Origin of the sequence: Streptomyces filipinensis (genome assembly GCF_014649495.1) — a bacterium.
GTDB lineage: Bacteria > Actinomycetota > Actinomycetes > Streptomycetales > Streptomycetaceae > Streptomyces > Streptomyces filipinensis.
In genome coordinates this window covers 73,273-89,946 of the sequence record NZ_BMTD01000009.1, presented here as the reverse complement: position 1 = coordinate 89,946, position 16,674 = coordinate 73,273, and the positions used below count along the sequence as shown (strand labels likewise).

The window sequence follows — 16,674 nt, the reverse complement described above, 5'->3', positions numbered from 1 at the left end:
GGCTTCCTTTTCCTACGTGCTTGCGGGTGTACGGGTGGTCTCTTCGACTACGGGAGCGGTCACGGGGACCGGGAGCCGGAACGCGGTGGACCGGCAGTCGCCGAAGGACTCGCGCAGGCGGGTCATCAGCCGGATCAGCTGGGCCACCTCGTCGTCGGTCCAGTCGGCGAGCCGCTCGGCGAGCAGATGCGTGGTCCGCCGGGACAGCTCGTCGAGCTGCTCCAGGCCGGCCGGCGTCAGGCGCAGGATGCGCGAGCGCTTGTCCGCCGGGTCCGGGTGCCGCTCGATCCAGCCGCGCGCGGCGACGTGCGCCACATGCCGGCTGGTGACCGACATGTCCACGGCCAGCAGCTCGGCGAGCTTGCTCATGCGCATGTCTCCGTGGCGGCCGAGCAGGGTCAGCACGGCGGCCGAGCCGGCCGGGCAGTCGGGCGGCAGGATCCGCCCCATGTCCCGTTTCACGGCCCCGACGGCACTGAGCTGACGCGCCAGCTCTTCGAACTGCGTCTGCTCGGCCATCACACCTCCCGTATTCGTTGCTTGGGGCAACCATAACGACGTTTGGTTGCTGCAGGCAAACAAATCGGGGTCCCGAGACGCAAAAACTTGGCAAAGGCAAGTGTTGCTACCGTAAATACGCAGGCGGGTGCGTGTGAGCTGCCCCCGTCTGTCCCGGTGGCCCCGCACTTGGGTCGGTCACGTGGATTCGCTAGTGTCTCGGGCCATGGCTAACACCCAGGGCCCCCAGGGCAATTACGACCCCGCCGGCAGCACCCAGATGTTCCGCGCGTTCGTCGACGAGGCTCCGCAGGGACGCCAGCCGCAGGCGGCCGCTCCCTCCGGTCCCCGCATCGGCGTGATCATCGGCGTCATCGTGGCCCTGGCCGTGGTGGCCGGCGTCGCCTGGCTGGCGCTGAAGTAGCGCGCGCCCGCGGCGCTCAGCTCCACCGGACGGACACGTCCCGCGTCTCGATGTGCATGCCGAGCGGCACGCGCCAGGCGTCGACGCACACCGTCCAGGCGGGGTGCTCGCGCGCGCCCGGGGCGATCGGCGCCGGGAGGCCCACCGTCGAGGTGACCGTCCCCCAGTCGATACCGAGCGCACCGATGATGTGCGTCCCGAAACTCACCGAGCCCGAACGCACCGCCACGCCGCCCACGTTGTGGAAGGCGACGGTCACCTTCTGGCACCAGCGCTGATCCGTGGCCTCGGTCACCGGCCTGCCCCAGGAGAGGTCGCCGGGCGCGGGAGCCGTGCTGCGGCCGGGAGTTGGGGCGGGCGAGGGGCCGGGAGACGTCGTACGGCCGCCCGCGCCGCCGCGCTCGCCGCCGGTGTGGCCGGAGGGGTCCGGCATGGACGGATTCGGCGTGGGCGGGGTCGGCGTGTCCGGTGACGGTGTGGACCGCTCCGAGCCGTCGGCGGTGGGTGGCCCGCCGCTCGGCCAGGGTGTGGAACCGGGCGCGCGTGCCGGTGAGTTGCCGGCTCCGCCGGCGCCCTTTGCGTGTCCGCCGTCGAGCGGCACCAGCGACACCGAGCCCGTCGGCGCGCTCGCCGCACCCTGCTTCTGGGGACCGCCCGCCGAGCCGACCGCGACATAACCGCCTCCCGGGCCGTGGCCCGCGCACGCGGCCAGTACCCCGCCCAGGACGACGACGGCCGCCGACGCTGCCGTCACGGCGCCTCGGCGGCCACGTGTCCATGTCGTGCCCGCCGCCCCGCCCGACCCTGTCGCTCGCAGCATCGGGCCAGTGTGGCTGACGGGTCATCAGAAATGAAGGGTCAGTCGGAGATCAGGCCCTCCCGCAGCTGGGCCAGGGTCCGGGTCAGCAGCCGGGAGACGTGCATCTGGGAGATGCCGACCTCCTCGCCGATCTGCGACTGGGTCATGTTGGCGAAGAACCGCAGCATGATGATCCGGCGCTCCCGGGGCGGGAGCTTGGCCAGCAGGGGCTTCAGGGACTCGCGGTACTCCACGCCCTCCAGGGCCGTGTCCTCGTAGCCGAGCCGGTCGGCCAGGGAGCCCTCGCCTCCGTCGTCCTCGGGCGCGGGGGAGTCCAGCGAGGAGGCGGTGTAGGCGTTGCCGACCGCGAGGCCGTCGACCACGTCCTCCTCGGAGACGCCGAGCACGGCGGCCAGCTCCGTCACCGTCGGGGAGCGGTCCAGCTTCTGGGACAGCTCGTCACTGGCCTTGGTCAGGGCCAGGCGCAGCTCCTGCAGGCGGCGCGGGACGCGGACCGACCAGGAGGTGTCGCGGAAGAAGCGCTTGATCTCGCCGACCACCGTCGGCATCGCGAACGTCGGGAACTCCACGCCCCGTTCGCAGTCGAAGCGGTCGATCGCCTTGATCAGGCCGATGGTGCCGACCTGGACGATGTCCTCCATCGGTTCGTTGCGGGAGCGGAAGCGCGCGGCCGCGTAGCGGACCAGCGGCAGGTTCAGCTCGATCAGTGTGTCCCGCACATAGGCCCGCTCGGGGCTGTCCTCGTCGAGTGCGGCGAGCCGCAGGAACAGGGAGCGGGACAGGGTGCGGGTGTCGATGTCCCCCGAGGCCGGCGGGGCCGGAGCGTCGGCGGCCGCCTGGGCGGGCGGGGCCGGCACGGCATCGAGGGCCGTGACGCCCTCGATGCCGTCGAGGACGTCGAAAGCGTCGAGCTCCTTGGGTGCAGCCTCGCTCTTCGCGGGCGTCAGCACCTTCGAGCTGCCCTGGTCTGCGGACATGCCACCCCCTTTGGGTCGCGGGACGGTCGGGGCGGCGTCGTCTTTCGAGCAACGCAGCCTTCACCTGAATACCGGAGCCGAAGGCCCGGCAAACGCGTCTCCGGCAGAATGTCACATGTCGGCAACACGCTGTAGTGACATGTCGACATGCAAGTTGCGAATCCGCCCTGGAAAGAAGGGGTCTGACGCTTTTTCGGGGCTCAACTGTCGGCATCTGCGCAGGTGAGCGATTCGCTCGTGGCGGTGATGGATCGAGCGGGTTTGCGATGCAGGGGGTGTTCCCGACTGTGCTCCCGTGCGCCTGCTGTGCTTCCCCTGCGTCCTTCTATGCGTCGATGCGATTCGCGGAGCGCAACCGCTGGAAGCTTCGGGCGAGGAGCCGGGAGACATGCATCTGGGACACGCCGAGTTCGGCGCTGATCTGTGACTGGGTGAGATTGCTGTAGTAGCGCAGGAGAAGGATTCTCTGTTCGCGTTCGGGGAGTTGTACGAGCAGGTGCCGGACCAGGTCGCGGTGTTCCACGCCGTCCAGGGCCGGGTCCTCGTAGCCGATCCGGTCCAGCAGGCCGGGCAGCCCGTCGCCCTCCTGCGCGGCCTCCAGCGAGGTGGCGTGGTAGGAGCGCCCCGCCTCGATGCAGCCCAGCACCTCCTCCTCGCTGATCCGCAGCCGCTCGGCGATCTCGGCCGTGCTCGGCGAGCGGCCGAAGAGCGTGGTGAGGTCCTCGGTGGCGCTGTTGACCTGCACCCACAGCTCGTGCAGCCGGCGGGGCACGTGGACCGTGCGGACGTTGTCCCGGAAGTAACGCTTGATCTCGCCGACCACGGTCGGCATCGCGAAGGTGGGGAACTGCACGCCCCGGTCCGGGTCGAAGCGGTCGATGGCGTTGATCAGGCCGATGGTGCCGACCTGGATCACGTCCTCCATCGGTTCGTTGCGGGAGCGGAAGCGGGCGGCCGCGTAGCGCACCAGCGGGAGGTTGGCCTCGATCAGCGTCCCCCGTACCCGGTTGTGCTCCGGCGTGCCCGGCGTGAGCTCCTTCAGCTCCGCGAAGAGCACCTGGGTCAGGGCTCGGGTGTCGGCGCCGCGCCGCTTCTCGGGGGCCGCGGGGGCGGGGGCGGCCGCCTCCTCCTGGGGCGGCGCAGTACTGGCCGACACGGTCAACGCCACCTCTTCATCGATCAAGCATCCGTCAAAAGTGGTCATAGCATCACAAGAGATGTGCACTGTGTGCAAGCACCGCATAACGCCGTGTTGTGCTCAAACAATGCCAAGTTGGGGCATAAAACACAGGAAAGCCCCCCGCCGTACCGGCGGAGGGCTGGGAGCGCGGGGGACTCAGAATTCGTAGTCGGCGATCACCCACGTGGCGAACTCGCGCCACAGCGCGACGCCCGCCTGATGGGCCGGGTGCTCCAGGTAGCGCTGGAGGGCGGCGGTGTCCTCGACCGCCGAGTTGATCGCGAAGTCGTAGGCGATCGGCCGGTCGCTGGTGTTCCAGCCGCACTCCCAGAAGCGCAGCTCCTCGATCTGGCCGCCGAGCGCCCGGAAGGCCTCCACACCCGCCACGACTCGCGGATCGTCGCGCTCGACGCCCTCGTTGAGCTTGAAGAGGACCAGGTGGCGGATCATGGGGTGTACCTCAGCTCTTTCCTCCGTTGGCGACCCAGGTCATGAAGTCGCCGATGGCCTTGGCCGCGTCCGATATGCCCTCGAAGCCTATCTGGACGTAGTCGGCCGCCTTGGCCGGGTCCGTGATGATCACGTACAGCGCGAAGACCACGAGCACGTACACGGCGATCTTCTTGGCGTTCACCGCCACCGCGGCCTCCCCTGTACTTGTGCCCTGTGGGCCCCCTGCTGCCGGCGGCGAGTGTAACCTTCACGCCCCTTTTGGGAACCAACGGCCCGCCGCCGGAAGGTCTTTTGCCGGGCCCCCACGGTGGCGGCGCCGGGCGGGGCTGAGCCGGCACCCGGCGGGTCCGGCAGGAGTCCGCGGGGCGGGGCGGGCCCGAACCGCGGGGGCGCGGGCCGCCGCATCCCCCCGACGGCGACGCGCACTTGAGGACCCGCTGCCTCCGCGTCGCCTCCTCAAGACGCACGAAGGGCCCCGTCTTTCGACGGGGCCCTTCTCAGAGCGGTAGCGGAGGGATTTGAACCCTCGGTGACTTGCGCCACACTCGCTTTCGAGGCGAGCTCCTTCGGCCGCTCGGACACGCTACCGAGGGAGACCTTACAGCACGGTGGGGCGTGGTTTGAAATCGGAATTCAGCGGTCCCGGAAAAACCCGGTGAGAAGCCGTGCGCACTCCGGCGCGAGAACGCCCTCCACGACTTCCGGACGGTGATTGAGCCGCCGGTCGCGGATCACGTCCCAGAGCGAGCCCGCCGCGCCCGCCTTGTCGTCCCGTGCGCCGTAGACGACGCGGTCGATCCGGGACTGGACGATCGCGCCGGCGCACATCGTGCACGGCTCCAGGGTGACCACGAGGGTGCAGCCGGCCAGCCGCCACTCCCCGAGCCGGGCGGCGGCCCGCCGGATCGCGAGGACCTCCGCGTGGGCCGTGGGATCACCGGTGGCCTCGCGCTCGTTGTGCCCGGTGGCCAGCACCGTCGTGCCGTCCGGGGACAGTACGACGGCGCCGACGGGGACGTCCCCGCCCTGGACGGCCCGTTCGGCCTCGTCCAGGGCGAGCCGCATCGCGGCCCGCCAGCGGTCGCGTACCGGGTCCACGGGGCCCTGCGTGTCCTGTGGTGCGGTCAGCGGACGGTCTCCAGCACCTCCGAGGCGCCCAGGGCCTCGGCGATCGAGCTGAGCGCGTCCTCGGCGTCCAGGGCGCGCAGTTCCTTCTCGCTGATGCCCAGGTCGTCGAGGATCTGGCTGTCGCCCACGGGGCTGTGCGGGACCGCGTCGGCGCCGCCCTCCTCGTCGTCCTCGTCGGACTCGGACTCGCCGTCCTCCGTGCCGTCGAGGTCCAGGGAGTCCAGGTCGGGGCCGTCGTCGGCACCCGGCTCCCGGCCGAGCAGCTCGTCGGTGAGCAGCAGCTCGCCGTACGCGCTGCGCTGGGCGGCGGCGGCGTCCGAGACGTAGATGCGAGGGTCGTCCTCGCCGTCCACGCGGACGACGCCGAACCAGGCGTCCTCCTGCTCGATCAGGACGAGCACCGTGTCGTCGTCGGGAGAGGCTTCCCGGGCCAGGTCGGCCAGATCCGACAGGGTCTCCACATCGTCGAGCTCTGTGTCGCTCGCTTCCCACCCGTCTTCGGTGCGCGCGAGCAGTGCGGCGAAGTACACCGTGACTCTCCCACTGGTCATAGGCGTGCCGGTTGGGGGTCCCCCCGGCGGAGGTACTTGGGCGGAGAGAGCCTGGGCTCCGAGCCCCACCCACTCGGAATCGTGGCAGAAACATGGCTTTCAGGGGACGTCTTCGGCTCCCTGTGTGTTGAGCGTTCGTTGCCGCCACCTGCGGATCGTACGCGGCTTTTCCGCGCACTCACGCACGCCCACCTCGCAAACGACGGGACGCGCGCGGAACTTCCTCACCGAGAACTTCCCTACAGTGTCGTGCTCACAAGGCTCACAGGGGTTCCTCCCTACCAGCGGAACGTCCGCATGCGCATCGCGTGGCGCAGCCGTGCGGCCTTGGCGCGTCGCGGCTGGACCCGGGCGCGCAGCGCGCGGGCCTCGGCGAGGTCGCGCAGGAACCGGGCCCGGCGGCGCCGCCGCTCGGCGTCCGTCTCCGGTGCCGGGGGTTCGGCTATCTCGGGATCGCCGCCCGTGTCGTCGGGCAGCTCAGGCAGTTCAGGCACGTCACACCACCCCAGTCCTCCCTCCCACTTTCCCTCGGACGGCGGGTCCGACGCCAGGGTCGGCGGGGTGTCGGGCGCGGGTACCGTTAGGGGCATGCGTCTCCACGTCGTCGACCACCCCCTGGTCGCCCACAAGCTCACCACGCTGCGCGACCAGCGCACCGACTCCGCGACCTTCCGCCGGCTGGCCGACGAGCTGGTCACCCTGCTCGCCTACGAGGCCACACGGGACGTGCGCACCGAGGCCGTCGACATCCGGACGCCGGTCGCGCAGACCACCGGCGTCAAGCTCGCCCGCCCGCGCCCGCTGGTCGTGCCGATCCTGCGTGCCGGCCTCGGCATGCTCGACGGCATGGTCCGGCTGCTGCCGACCGCGGAGGTGGGTTTCCTGGGCATGATCCGCAACGAGGAGACGCTGCAGGCCTCCACGTACGCCTCGCGCATGCCGGAGGACCTCTCGGGCCGCCAGGTGTACGTCCTGGACCCGATGCTGGCCACGGGGGGCACGCTGGTCGCGGCGATCCAGGAGCTGATCAAGCGGGGTGCCGACGATGTGACCGCGGTCGTCCTGCTGGCGGCTCCGGAGGGCGTCGAGGTCATGGAGCGGGAGCTGGCGGGGACGCCGGTGACGGTCGTGACGGCGGCGGTGGACGACCACCTCAACGAGCACGGGTACATCGTGCCGGGGCTGGGGGACGCGGGGGACCGCCTGTACGGCGCGGCCGAGTAGTCCGTCCGGCGGGGTGCCGCCGGATCGCCGTTCGCGGGTGCGGGTGCGTCGTGGCTTGTCGCGCCCACGCGGCGGAGCCGTACATCGATGCAGCCCCGCGCCCCCTCGGGGGAGGTCGTCAGCAGCTCTTCTTGGGAGACGCTGTCGGCGTCGGTGCGCTCAACGCCGTCAGTGCCTGCTGAGCGGCCGCCGGCTGGGTCAGGCCCTTGAAGGCGTCGCCGATGATCAGGTCCACGGCGGCGCCCTTGCGGCCGGCGGCGGTGCGCTGTCCGGCGCCGGAGACCTCCGTCGCGAGCACCGCCAGGGAGGTGTCCCGGGCGTCGGGCGGGCCGAGGAGTATCCCGGTGCCCTTGACCTTCTTGTCGAACTCCCCGCTCGCGTTGCCCACGTCGCCGATCTTGAAGCCTCGTTTCCTCAGCGCGTCCGCGGTCTCCTTGGCGAGCCCGGTGCGCTGGGTGGCGTTGTAGACGTTCACGGTGATGTCGCCGGGCCTGGGCAGGGTCCTGACCTGGGCCGCCGGTGCGGCCTTGGTCCGGCAGCCGGTCCTGGCGGAGGCCACCGCGCCCTTCTTGCCGCCGGTGAAGACGTCGATGAGCTGCAGGGTGCCCCAGCCGAGCAGGCCGAGCACGGCGACGGACGCCACCACCGCGGCCACGAGCCTGCCGCGTCGGCGCGGCGGACGCATCCGAGGGTATTTGTCCCCCGTGATCCGGTACTGGCCGCCCATGCCCGGGGGAGTCAGCATGCTCATGGGCGCAGCGTAGTGCGCCTGGACGGCGATGCCTATTAGATGATCAGTCGATGCCGCTCAGCGGAACCCGAAAGGGTCAAGGGTGTCGGCCGTGTCGCGCCGGTCAGTCCAGTTCGAGCACGCGGGCGTGCAGTACCTGGCGCTGCTGGAGGGCGGCGCGGACGGCGCGGTGCAGCCCGTCCTCCAGGTAGAGGTCGCCCTGCCACTTCACGACGTGCGCGAAGAGGTCGCCGTAGAACGTCGAGTCCTCCGCCAGCAGGGTCTCCAGGTCGAGCTGCTGCTTGGTGGTCACGAGCTGATCGAGGCGGACCGGGCGCGGCGCGACGTCCGCCCACTGCCGGGTGCTTTCCCGGCCGTGGTCGGGGTACGGCCGGCCGTTTCCGATGCGCTTGAAGATCACACGGAAAGCCTACCGGTCAAGACGTTCCGGGCGCAGCCATGGCGGCGGAGTGCGGTGCTTGAAAAGATGCCGCAAACCAGGCATAGGTGCCGCTATCGGGAGGAGGCGCCGGGCGTGAGCGACGGCGGGACCGCCCCGTCCCCCGCCGTTCAGGGCGTCGGCGGCCTCGGATTCCTCCGTTCGGCCGAGGGCGAGCCGCTGCTGCCGGCCGAACCGGACGGGGCGGTCCGTGGTTTCGGGTGCACGGCCGTTGTGCACAGGCTGTGGACCGTGAGCCGGGCAGGAGCCGCCGGCGGAGGCGGTGGTCCGCCCCCGCCGGCACCGGTTCAGCGGCCCTGTTGTCCGGGCGGCCGCGGCGGTTCCTCCTTCTGCTCCGGCCTGGGTGCCGTCGCACGTCTGGCCTCCGCGCGCAGCAGGGCGCGCAGGACGGCGTAGGGGTCCATGGGCATGGCTGTGCTCCTTGCGTCGAGCCGACCGACCTGTCGCGGGGGACGCGGGTCTGTCAGCAGCGCAGGACCACCGTGCGCAGCAGAGGAGGGGAGTAGGGCACCCGTGGCGTGGTGTGGCACGTCCGGACCGCCGGCCGGGCGGGTCCCGGGTCGGGAAGGGGCGCCGGCCGCTCGGGCGCGTCGGCCCGGTGGACGACGCGGGCGGGCGGCCGTACGAGCGCGTCGAAGGTGTCGTGTTCGAAGGCCTCGTCGGACACGCCCAGCGCGGGGGCCGCCTGGGCCTGCGCGTGGACGCCGGGCACCCACAGGGCGAGGAGCAGCACGAGCACCCGCAGCCAGGTTCGGCTGCGGGGACGGCTCGGGGTCCTGCTCACAGCGGGTGTCTCCCCGGGGCGGAGGTGGAATGCCGCATCCCGGGCGCGAGATTCGCCCGCTCGGCGGAGGAGTGGGGCGCGCGGTTGACGCCCGGGGTCACACGGTCTGCGGGACGGCCTTGGCCCGGCGGCGGATGCCGAACGAGGTGACGATCTCGGTGATCCCCACCACGACCAGCCAGATGCCGGCGACGACGGTCAGCACGGCGACGGACCGGAACGGTGAGTCGATCAGCACGATCCCGGCGACGAAGGTGACGATCCCGAGGAAGATCTGCCAGCCGCGGGCGGGCATCCGGCGATCGTGCAGGGCGGCCAGGGTCTGGGTGATGCCGCGGATCAGCCAGCCGATGCCGATCCACAGGGCGAGCAGCAGGATCGACTGCATGGGCCCGCGGAAGCAGAACAGGCCGAGCAGGACGGACACGGCGCCGCTGATGAAAGCCAGCACGCGCAGCGAGGTCGTCTTGTGCGTGCCGAACGCGGAGACCAGCTGGAAGACGCCGCTGACCAGGAGGTAGACGCCGAAGAGGACGCCGGCGGCGAGCAGGGAGGGGCCGGGCCACACCAGGACCAGGACGCCGAGGATCAGTGAGGCGATCCCGGTGCCCAGGACCGCCTGCCAGGCGGCCCGGGACAGGGCGTGCAGGGGGCCTTCGAGCGGTGGCTCGGGCTCGTGGTGGGCGTGCCCCGCGCCGGGTGGCTGTGTCGCGTGGGCGCGTTGGTCGTCGTACTCACGGCCCCAGTCCGGACCGCTGTTCGGTGCCTCGGTCATGGTCCATGCTTGGACCGGCGGAGCGGGGGCGGCCAGCAGAAAGGGGCCGATCGGGTGACGCCCGGGGCGTTCGCGCGCCCCGAGCCCTCACGCGCGGGAGGCCTTCGCCGCCTTCGCCGCCGCCTTCAGCTCCTGCTTGTGGGCGCGGACCTTCGCCAGCGACTCGGGCCCCGTGATGTCGGCGACGGACCGGAAGGACGTCGCCTCGCCGTACGCGCCCGCCGCCTCCCGCCAGCCCGTGGGGGTGACGCCGAGCTGCTTGCCGAGCAGCGCGAGGAAGATCTGCGCCTTCTGTTTGCCGAACCCGGGCAGTTCCTCCAGCCGCTTCAGCAGCTCGGCGCCGCTGTCGACGCCCCGCCAGACCGCCTCCGCGTCCCCTTCGTAGTGCTCGACGAGGTACTGGCACAGCTGCTGGATGCGCTTGGCCATCGAGCCCGGATAGCGGTGGACGGCCGGCTTCTCGGAGAGCAGCGCGGCGAAGGCCTCCGGGTCCAGCGCGGCGATGTCGTGGGCGTCGAGGTCTCCGCCGGCCGCGACGCCGAGCCGGTCGGCGATGGTCCGGGGTCCCTTGAACGCCCACTCCATCGGGACCTGCTGATCCAGCAGCATCCCGGTCAGCGCGGCGAGCGGACTGCGCCCGAGCAGCGCGTCGGCCTCGGGGTCCTGGGCGAGGTGCAGGGTGACGTCCATGCGTCGATCATGCCTCGCCCGGGACCCGCTCGCCGCCCGGCCGGACCCGGGTCCGCCCGCCGCCGTGCAGGACCGCTCCTTGGGTCACCGCGGTGCGGGTCCGCCACCGGGTCACCGCCGTGCAGGACCGCTCCTTGGGTCACCGCGGCGCGGGTGCGTCACCGGGTCACCGCGGTGCTGGGCAGCGCGGCGCCGAAGCTGAGCGCGGCCGAGCCGGGGGTGATGCCGGCGCTCTGGCCGGAGATGGCGGCCGAGCCGTTCGTCACCGGTCCGCCGGCCGAACCGCGGGCGGCCCACACCAGGCCGTCCGTGTTCTCGCCGGGCGCGCCGACGACGGCGTCGGCCTTCCCGTCCTTGTCGACGTCGGCGAGGTGGACGGCCCAGCCGAAGTAGTCCTCCGACTCGGCGGTGCCGGCAACGCCCGCCGTGTTCTGGGTGTAGGCGGTGGTCTTGGCGCCGGTCAGCCCCGCGGCGGAACCGCGCAGCAGCACGGCCTCACCGGCCCACTTGGCCGAGCCGACGGTCTTGTACGGCACGCCGACGAGCACGTCGGCGTACTTGTCGCCGTCGACGTCGCCGACGCTGAGCGACGAGCCGAACTGGCCGCCGTCCTTGCCGGCACCGGGTACGCCCGGCGTGTCCTGGTGGATGGCCATGGGCTGCTGGTCGGTGGCGATGCCGTGCGCGCCGCCGTACAGGACCTGGATCTCGCCGCCGCTGTGGCCGCCGCTCGGGACGCCCGTGACGAGGTCGCCGTAGCCGTCGCCGTTGACGTCGCCGACCTGCCCGTACCAGCCGTGGGCGAGCGGGAGCGCGGCCGGGGTCGCGGCCGGATCGTCCTGGACGACGCTCAGGGGCCCGCTGTCGGCCAAGACGGGACCGGGCAGCGAGAACAGCTCGGCCTTGCCGTCGCCGTCCACGTCACCCATGACCACACTGCGCTTGCGGCCCGTGCCGAGGTACTGGGAGGCCGGCTTCCCGCTGCGGGTGAAGGGGCCGGTGTAGGTGGCGCTCTGGCAGGTGCTGCCGACGGCCAGCTCGGGGGCGCCGTCGCCGTTCATGTCGCCGGTGGCGAGCGACTGCCCGAAGAGGCAGTACAAGCTGCCCTGGCCGTATCCGGCGGGCGGTGCGATGTCGGCGCCGCCCTTGAGGCCGCCGGGGCCGCCCCAGATCACCGTGACGCTGCCGCGAAGGCCCTGCTGCAGACCGAAGTACTTGCGCGGCGTGCCGACGACCAGGTCCGCGTATCCGTCGCGGTCCAGGTCGGCGGTGGTGACGGTCTGGCCGAAGCGGTCGTTCTTCCCCGGGGTTCCCGGAATCCCGGTCGTGGCCTGGGTGATGACCTGGCGGTGGGCCGTGCTCACGCCCGAGGCCGAGCCGTACAGCACGACGACGGCGCCGGCCTTCGTCACGCTGCCGTACTTGGCGTCCGGGGCGCCGATCACGACGTCCCGGTACCCGTCCCCGTTGAAGTCGTCCTGGACGGTGGCGGTGTTGGCCCCCTTGTAGGGCGCGGCGGCGGATGCCGGCGGCGCCAGTGGAACGGCGGCGACGGCGGCGAGCACGGCGCCCGCGGTCAGAACTCTGCGCACGGAATCTCCCCCACGTGTGACGGACGCCCCACTCGACCCACGACGTACTCGAATGGTTGTACGTCTGCCGGTACGGCCCCCGGCCCGGTGGGCCGCACGGCTCGCGTACGATTCCCCCACCGCTGGATACTTAGGCAAGGCTTACCTAAAATTGAGGGGTTCCCGGGTGACCACCGAGACCTACCGCGACACCTGGGGCATCCCCCACCTGCGCGCCTCCGGCGCCCGCGAACTGGCCCGGGCCCAGGGCCGGGTGACCGCGCTCGACCGCGCCTGGCAACTGGAGGTCGAACGCCACCGCTCCCAGGGCACCTCGGCCTCCTTCCTGGGCGCGGACGCCCTCTCGTGGGACGTCCTCGCCCGCCGGGCCCGCCTCGACGACACCGCCCGCCGCTGCTTCGCCGCGCTGGAACACCGCGACGCCGAGACGGCCGAATGGGTCCGCGCGTACGTGGACGGCGTCAACGAGGGCCTGCCGGAAGGCGCCCGCCGCGCACCCGAGTTCACCCGCACCGGCCTCGGCCCCGGACGCTGGCGGCCCTGGACCCCGCTCGGCGTCTGGCTCGCCACCCACCTCCTCTTCGCCGGCTTCCCGGCCAAGCTCTGGCGCGAGCAGGCGATACGGCACCTCGGCCCCGACGCCGTGGGCCTGTTCGCCACCGACGGTCCCGGCACCGCCGGCAGCAACGGCTGGCTCGTCTCCGGCGCCCGCACCGAGTCCGGGCACGCCCTGATCGCCGGCGACCCGCACCGCTTCATCGAGGACCCCGGCGTCTACCAGCAGATCCACCTCTCCTGCCCCGAGTTCGACGTCATCGGCCTGGCCGTGCCCGGCGTCCCCGGCATCGCCCACTTCGGCCACACCGGCACGGTCGCCTGGGCCATCACCAACGCCATGGCCGACTACCAGGACCTGTACCGCGAACGCCTGCGCCGCACGGGCGCGGGGGTCGAGGCCCTCGGCCCGGACGGCCACTGGCACCGGGCCGCACGGCACACGGAAACGGTGGAGATCGCCGGCGAGCCCCCCATCGAGATCGAACTGATCGAGACCCCCCGGGGCCCGGTGATCGCCGGGGGGCCGGAGGGGCTGGCGTCGGGGGTTGTCGGCGGGTCCCGGGGACCGGTGGCGGCCGGGGGGCCGGAGGCGGGGGGCGTCGGCGGGGAGCAGGGCCCGGTGAGCGCCGGGGAGCCGGACGGCTCAGGGGCGGGGGGTACCTCGGCAGTGCCGTACGACCCGCGGGCCGCCGACGGCGGGGACGGCCCACGGGGGCCACTCGCGGCCGACGGCGAAAGCGGTACGGGGGGCGCGGGTGGGAACGGAATCGCCGGCGGCGGCGAAGCCGGGGCGCTCGCCCTGCGCTACCCGCCCCGCGTCACGGAAGACCTCGGCTTCAGCGCCCTCCTCCCCCTCCTGAGGGCCCGCACGGTCCAGGACGTCGACCGCGCCCTGGACGCCTGGGCCGAGCCCGTCAACGTCGTGCAGGCCGCCGACACCCGGGGCGGCACCCTCCACCGCGTGGCCGGCCGCGTCCCCGTACGCGCCCGGGCCAACCGCCTCCACCCGGTCCCCGCCTGGCACCCCGGCCACGACTGGCACGGCTGGCACCCGACGCCGTACGCCCCCGTGACCGACGGCATCGCGGTGATGGCCAACCAGCGCGGCCCCGCCGCACCCCTCGGCGTCGAGTTCGCCCCGCCGCACCGCGCCGACCGCATCCGCGCCCTCCTCGACACGCGCCGCGCCTGGACCGCCGACGGCATGCCCGCCATCCACACCGACACCCACCTCGCCTCCGCCGCGCCCCTCCTCGACCATCTCGCCGCCCTCGACGGCCTCAGCCCCGAAGCGGCCCGGCTGCGGAGCCGCCTGCTCGCCTGGAACCGCCGTATGGACGCCGACAGCGCCGACGCGGCCGACTACGCGGCCGTACGCTCCGCGGTCGTACGGCGGCTCGCCGCCCACCCGGTGTTCGCGCCGCTCGCCGAACCCCCGGCCTACCCGGAGGTCCTGCTCCCCTGGCTGGCCCTCGTCCCGCGCGTCGGCTACGCCCTCGAACACCTGCTGCGCGCCGAGGAGTCGTACGGCGTCGACCGCCCGGCCGCCGTCCGCGCGGCCCTGGAGGAGGTGGCCGCCGGGCGGCCGGCCGGCACCTGGTCCGACACCCACCGCCTCGCCCCCTGGCGGGCCCTCCCGGACGACCCCGGGGCCCCGGAACCCGGACTCGCCGGTGACCACGACTGCGTGCTGTGCACCTCCGCCGTCCCCGGCCTCACCGACCGCGCCGCCCGCGGCCCGGCCGCCCGGTACGTCTGGGACCTGGCCGACCGCGCGAACAGCCGCTGGGTGGTCCCCCTCGGCGCCGACGGCGTCCCCGGCGCCGCCCACCACCGTGACCAACTCCCCTTGTGGCTCACGGGGGAACTCGTCCCCGTCGTCACCGACTGGACCCTGCTGACCCTGCAGGAACGCACCCTGGAACCCACCGAGGAAACCCATGACTGACCGCCACGAGGAAGCCTTCGCACAGCACGTCGACGGCTTCGGCACCGTCCGCATCCGCCCCCTCGACCCGGCGTCCGACGCGGACGTGGTCCACGGCTGGGTGAGCGGGGAACGCGCCGCCTTCTGGGGCATGAACGGCCTGACCCGGGACCAGGTCGCCGACGTCTACGCCCACATGGCCGGCCTCGACACCCACCACGCCCACCTCGTCACCAGGGACGGCACACCGGTGGCCCTGCTGCAGACGTACGAGCCGGCCGCGGACCGGGTCGGCGAGTGCTACGACGTCCTCCCGGGCGACCTCGGCGTCCACGTCCTCCTCGGCCCCGCGGGCCCCGACGGCCGCCGTCCCGGCTGGACCTCCGCGCTGCTGGGAGCGATGACGTGCTACGCGCTGCGCGGCCTGGACCGGCGCCGGCTCGTGGTCGACCCGGACGTACGCAACACCAAGGCGATCGCCCGCTTCGAACGCCAGGGCTTCGTGCGCGGCCCCGCCGTCGTCCTGCCCGAGGTGGACGTCCCCGACGTGTACCTGCCCGAGAAGCACGCCCAACTCGCCTTCCTGGAAAGGGCGGTGGCCTTCCCGGAGGACCAGCCTCGCGGAGGACTAACCTTCCCCGGGTGACGACGACGCCCGAAGAGCTGATCGCCCACTACGGCCTCGAACCCATCCCCCGCGAGGGCGGTCTGTTCCGCCCCACCTGGCAGGGGCCGGAACGGGCCGACGGCCGCCCCGAGGGGTCGGCCATCGTCGCCCTGCTCACCGCGGACGACTACTGCGCCCTGCACCGCCTGCCCACCGCCGAGATCTGGCACTTCTACCTCGGTGACCCGCTCCGGCTCCTGCTGCTCGCCCCCGACGGCACCACCCGCACCGAAGTCCTCGGCCCCGCCCCGCTGTCCGGCCAGCACGTCCAGCTGACCGTGCCGGCCCGCACCTGGATGGGCGCGCGGGTGGCGCCGGGCGGCGCGTGGTCGTTCTTCGGCTGCACGATGGCCCCCGGGTTCACCTACGCGGACTACGAACACGGGGACGCGGCCGGCCTCACGGCGCGTTACCCGGCCGAGGCCGCCCGGATCGCGGAACTGTGCCGCCCATGAGCCTGCTCGACGGACAGACCGCCCTGGTGACCGGCGCGGGCGGCGGTATCGGCCGCGCCATCGCCCTGCGCTTCGCCCAGCAGGGCGCGGCGGTGGCCCTGCACTGCCGTACGGCGGTGGACGCGGCCGCGGACGTGGCCGCCCGGATCCGGGCGTCGGGCGGCTCGGCCGTCGTGCTCCAGGCCGATCTGACGGACGAGGACGCCTGCCACCGGCTGGTCCGGGAGACCACGCACTGGTCCGGCGGCCGGCTCACCGCCCTCGTCAACAACGCGGCCGTCCAGCCCGTGCAGCCGCTGCCCGGGATGACGGCGGCCGAGTGGCGCACGGTCGTCGACACCGACCTCACCAGCGTCTTCGCCTGCACCCAGGCCGCCGCCGCGCACATGCGCGCCCATGGCGGCGGCACCGTGACCCACATCGCCTCCATCGAGGCCGCCCGCCCCGCCCCCGGCCACGCCCACTACAGCGCGGCCAAGGCGGCGGTGGTCGTGCACGCCCGCGCCGCGGCCCTGGAGTACGGGCCCGACGGCATCCGCGTCAACACCGTCTCGCCCGGCCTGATCGACCGGGAGGGCCTGGCGCAGGCCTGGCCGGAGGGCGTGCGCCGCTGGCTGGCCGCCGCCCCCACCGGCCGGCTCGGCCGGCCCGAGGACGTGGCCGACGCGTGCGTGTTCCTGGCCTCGCCGCTCGCTCGCTGGATCACCGGCCACGACCTGACCGTGGACGGCGGCGTCTCGGCCCGCCCGACGTGGTGAGCACTCCGGGCGATCTCTGCGTA

At 72.9% G+C, this 16,674-nt stretch carries 22 protein-coding genes and 1 tRNA gene; 6 read left to right on the top strand and 17 right to left on the bottom strand.

The window, feature by feature from the left end; all coding sequences use genetic code 11:
- Positions 1-12 precede the first annotated feature (12 nt).
- Complete coding sequence (locus tag IE244_RS20915; protein WP_191875079.1) at positions 13-519, bottom strand: MarR family winged helix-turn-helix transcriptional regulator; 507 nt, start codon at positions 517-519, stop codon at positions 13-15.
- A 205-nt stretch (positions 520-724) separates the two neighbouring features.
- Here IE244_RS20915 and IE244_RS20910 point away from each other — a divergent pair, with 205 nt between their 5' ends.
- The gene (locus IE244_RS20910; RefSeq protein WP_031164577.1) at positions 725-922 is read left to right on the top strand and encodes a hypothetical protein; all 198 of its coding nucleotides are present in this window, start codon (positions 725-727) and stop codon (positions 920-922) included.
- 16 nt (positions 923-938) lie between these two features.
- On the opposite strand, the gene IE244_RS20905 is transcribed toward IE244_RS20910, so the two are convergent.
- The 9 genes from IE244_RS20905 to IE244_RS20865 form a co-directional block, all read right to left on the bottom strand.
- Positions 939-1,676 (bottom strand): hypothetical protein, encoded by a 738-nt coding sequence (locus IE244_RS20905; RefSeq protein WP_229854252.1) that lies wholly within the window; start codon positions 1,674-1,676, stop codon positions 939-941.
- Positions 1,677-1,780: 104 nt separating this feature from the next.
- The gene (locus IE244_RS20900; protein ID WP_031164581.1) at positions 1,781-2,719 is read right to left on the bottom strand and encodes an RNA polymerase sigma factor SigF; all 939 of its coding nucleotides are present in this window, start codon (positions 2,717-2,719) and stop codon (positions 1,781-1,783) included.
- A gap of 325 nt (positions 2,720-3,044) precedes the next feature.
- The gene (locus tag IE244_RS20895) at positions 3,045-3,923 is read right to left on the bottom strand and encodes an RNA polymerase sigma factor SigF (protein ID WP_191875077.1); all 879 of its coding nucleotides are present in this window, start codon (positions 3,921-3,923) and stop codon (positions 3,045-3,047) included.
- A 132-nt stretch (positions 3,924-4,055) separates the two neighbouring features.
- Entirely contained in the window at positions 4,056-4,349 is a 294-nt protein-coding gene (locus IE244_RS20890) for a Dabb family protein (RefSeq protein ID WP_191875076.1), read from the bottom strand.
- Between the two features lie 10 nt (positions 4,350-4,359).
- Entirely contained in the window at positions 4,360-4,539 is a 180-nt protein-coding gene (locus IE244_RS20885) for a hypothetical protein (protein ID WP_031164587.1), read from the bottom strand.
- Between the two features lie 316 nt (positions 4,540-4,855).
- Positions 4,856-4,940, bottom strand: a tRNA-Ser gene (locus IE244_RS20880).
- Positions 4,941-4,985: 45 nt separating this feature from the next.
- Entirely contained in the window at positions 4,986-5,417 is a 432-nt protein-coding gene (gene tadA, locus IE244_RS20875; protein ID WP_229854264.1) for a tRNA adenosine(34) deaminase TadA, read from the bottom strand.
- Between the two features lie 59 nt (positions 5,418-5,476).
- Positions 5,477-6,010 (bottom strand): tRNA adenosine deaminase-associated protein, encoded by a 534-nt coding sequence (locus IE244_RS20870; protein ID WP_191875285.1) that lies wholly within the window; start codon positions 6,008-6,010, stop codon positions 5,477-5,479.
- Positions 6,011-6,309: 299 nt separating this feature from the next.
- Positions 6,310-6,507: a hypothetical protein gene (locus tag IE244_RS20865; RefSeq protein WP_373305766.1), complete on the bottom strand. Its 198-nt coding sequence runs from the start codon at positions 6,505-6,507 to the stop codon at positions 6,310-6,312.
- Positions 6,508-6,619: 112 nt separating this feature from the next.
- Here IE244_RS20865 and upp point away from each other — a divergent pair, with 112 nt between their 5' ends.
- Entirely contained in the window at positions 6,620-7,255 is a 636-nt protein-coding gene (upp, locus tag IE244_RS20860; protein ID WP_031164597.1) for a uracil phosphoribosyltransferase, read from the top strand.
- 118 nt (positions 7,256-7,373) lie between these two features.
- Here upp and IE244_RS20855 read toward each other — a convergent pair whose 3' ends face one another.
- The 7 genes from IE244_RS20855 to IE244_RS20830 all read right to left on the bottom strand — a co-directional run bounded on the left by IE244_RS20855 (position 7,374) and on the right by IE244_RS20830 (position 12,286).
- Positions 7,374-8,006, bottom strand: coding sequence for a LytR C-terminal domain-containing protein (locus tag IE244_RS20855; protein ID WP_229854251.1), 633 nt, complete (start codon positions 8,004-8,006; stop codon positions 7,374-7,376).
- Positions 8,007-8,109: 103 nt separating this feature from the next.
- Positions 8,110-8,406: a type II toxin-antitoxin system VapB family antitoxin gene (locus tag IE244_RS20850; RefSeq protein WP_004943146.1), complete on the bottom strand. Its 297-nt coding sequence runs from the start codon at positions 8,404-8,406 to the stop codon at positions 8,110-8,112.
- A 326-nt stretch (positions 8,407-8,732) separates the two neighbouring features.
- Positions 8,733-8,855, bottom strand: a complete 123-nt coding sequence (locus tag IE244_RS42820) for a hypothetical protein (RefSeq protein WP_268252899.1) — start codon at positions 8,853-8,855, stop codon at positions 8,733-8,735.
- Positions 8,856-8,908: 53 nt separating this feature from the next.
- The gene (locus IE244_RS20845) at positions 8,909-9,229 is read right to left on the bottom strand and encodes a hypothetical protein (protein ID WP_229854250.1); all 321 of its coding nucleotides are present in this window, start codon (positions 9,227-9,229) and stop codon (positions 8,909-8,911) included.
- 97 nt (positions 9,230-9,326) lie between these two features.
- Complete coding sequence (locus IE244_RS20840) at positions 9,327-10,004, bottom strand: HdeD family acid-resistance protein (protein WP_191875075.1); 678 nt, start codon at positions 10,002-10,004, stop codon at positions 9,327-9,329.
- Positions 10,005-10,091: 87 nt separating this feature from the next.
- Positions 10,092-10,694 carry an HhH-GPD-type base excision DNA repair protein gene (locus IE244_RS20835; protein ID WP_191875074.1) on the bottom strand — a complete coding sequence of 201 codons (603 nt, stop codon included), beginning with the start codon at positions 10,692-10,694 and terminating at the stop codon, positions 10,092-10,094.
- A 158-nt stretch (positions 10,695-10,852) separates the two neighbouring features.
- Positions 10,853-12,286 (bottom strand): FG-GAP-like repeat-containing protein, encoded by a 1,434-nt coding sequence (locus tag IE244_RS20830; RefSeq protein WP_191875073.1) that lies wholly within the window; start codon positions 12,284-12,286, stop codon positions 10,853-10,855.
- 166 nt (positions 12,287-12,452) lie between these two features.
- Between IE244_RS20830 and IE244_RS20825 the strand changes: the two genes are divergently transcribed.
- The 4 genes from IE244_RS20825 to IE244_RS20810 are packed head-to-tail and all read left to right on the top strand — an operon-like array spanning position 12,453 to position 16,651.
- Positions 12,453-14,792, top strand: a complete 2,340-nt coding sequence (locus IE244_RS20825) for a penicillin acylase family protein (RefSeq protein ID WP_191875072.1) — start codon at positions 12,453-12,455, stop codon at positions 14,790-14,792.
- On the top strand, positions 14,785-15,417 hold the full coding sequence (locus IE244_RS20820) for a GNAT family N-acetyltransferase (RefSeq protein WP_191875071.1): 633 nt from the start codon (positions 14,785-14,787) through the stop codon (positions 15,415-15,417). The genes IE244_RS20825 and IE244_RS20820 overlap by 8 nt, the downstream gene beginning before the upstream one ends.
- Entirely contained in the window at positions 15,414-15,893 is a 480-nt protein-coding gene (locus tag IE244_RS20815; protein ID WP_191875070.1) for a cupin domain-containing protein, read from the top strand. Before IE244_RS20820 ends, IE244_RS20815 begins: the two co-directional genes overlap by 4 nt.
- Positions 15,890-16,651 carry an SDR family NAD(P)-dependent oxidoreductase gene (locus IE244_RS20810; protein ID WP_191875069.1) on the top strand — a complete coding sequence of 254 codons (762 nt, stop codon included), beginning with the start codon at positions 15,890-15,892 and terminating at the stop codon, positions 16,649-16,651. Before IE244_RS20815 ends, IE244_RS20810 begins: the two co-directional genes overlap by 4 nt.
- Positions 16,652-16,674: the final 23 nt, after the last annotated feature.

Coding starts and splice junctions, on each gene's coding strand:
- IE244_RS20915 (WP_191875079.1), bottom strand. CDS start 519: ATGGCCGAGCAGACGCAGTTCGAAGAGCTGGCGCGTCAGCTCAGTGCC.
- IE244_RS20910 (WP_031164577.1), top strand. CDS start 725: ATGGCTAACACCCAGGGCCCCCAGGGCAATTACGACCCCGCCGGCAGC.
- IE244_RS20900 (WP_031164581.1), bottom strand. CDS start 2,719: ATGTCCGCAGACCAGGGCAGCTCGAAGGTGCTGACGCCCGCGAAGAGC.
- IE244_RS20895 (WP_191875077.1), bottom strand. CDS start 3,923: ATGACCACTTTTGACGGATGCTTGATCGATGAAGAGGTGGCGTTGACC.
- IE244_RS20890 (WP_191875076.1), bottom strand. CDS start 4,349: ATGATCCGCCACCTGGTCCTCTTCAAGCTCAACGAGGGCGTCGAGCGC.
- tadA (WP_229854264.1), bottom strand. CDS start 5,417: ATGCGGCTCGCCCTGGACGAGGCCGAACGGGCCGTCCAGGGCGGGGAC.
- upp (WP_031164597.1), top strand. CDS start 6,620: ATGCGTCTCCACGTCGTCGACCACCCCCTGGTCGCCCACAAGCTCACC.
- IE244_RS20855 (WP_229854251.1), bottom strand. CDS start 8,006: ATGAGCATGCTGACTCCCCCGGGCATGGGCGGCCAGTACCGGATCACG.
- IE244_RS42820 (WP_268252899.1), bottom strand. CDS start 8,855: ATGCCCATGGACCCCTACGCCGTCCTGCGCGCCCTGCTGCGCGCGGAG.
- IE244_RS20840 (WP_191875075.1), bottom strand. CDS start 10,004: ATGACCGAGGCACCGAACAGCGGTCCGGACTGGGGCCGTGAGTACGAC.
- IE244_RS20835 (WP_191875074.1), bottom strand. CDS start 10,694: ATGGACGTCACCCTGCACCTCGCCCAGGACCCCGAGGCCGACGCGCTG.
- IE244_RS20820 (WP_191875071.1), top strand. CDS start 14,785: ATGACTGACCGCCACGAGGAAGCCTTCGCACAGCACGTCGACGGCTTC.
- IE244_RS20810 (WP_191875069.1), top strand. CDS start 15,890: ATGAGCCTGCTCGACGGACAGACCGCCCTGGTGACCGGCGCGGGCGGC.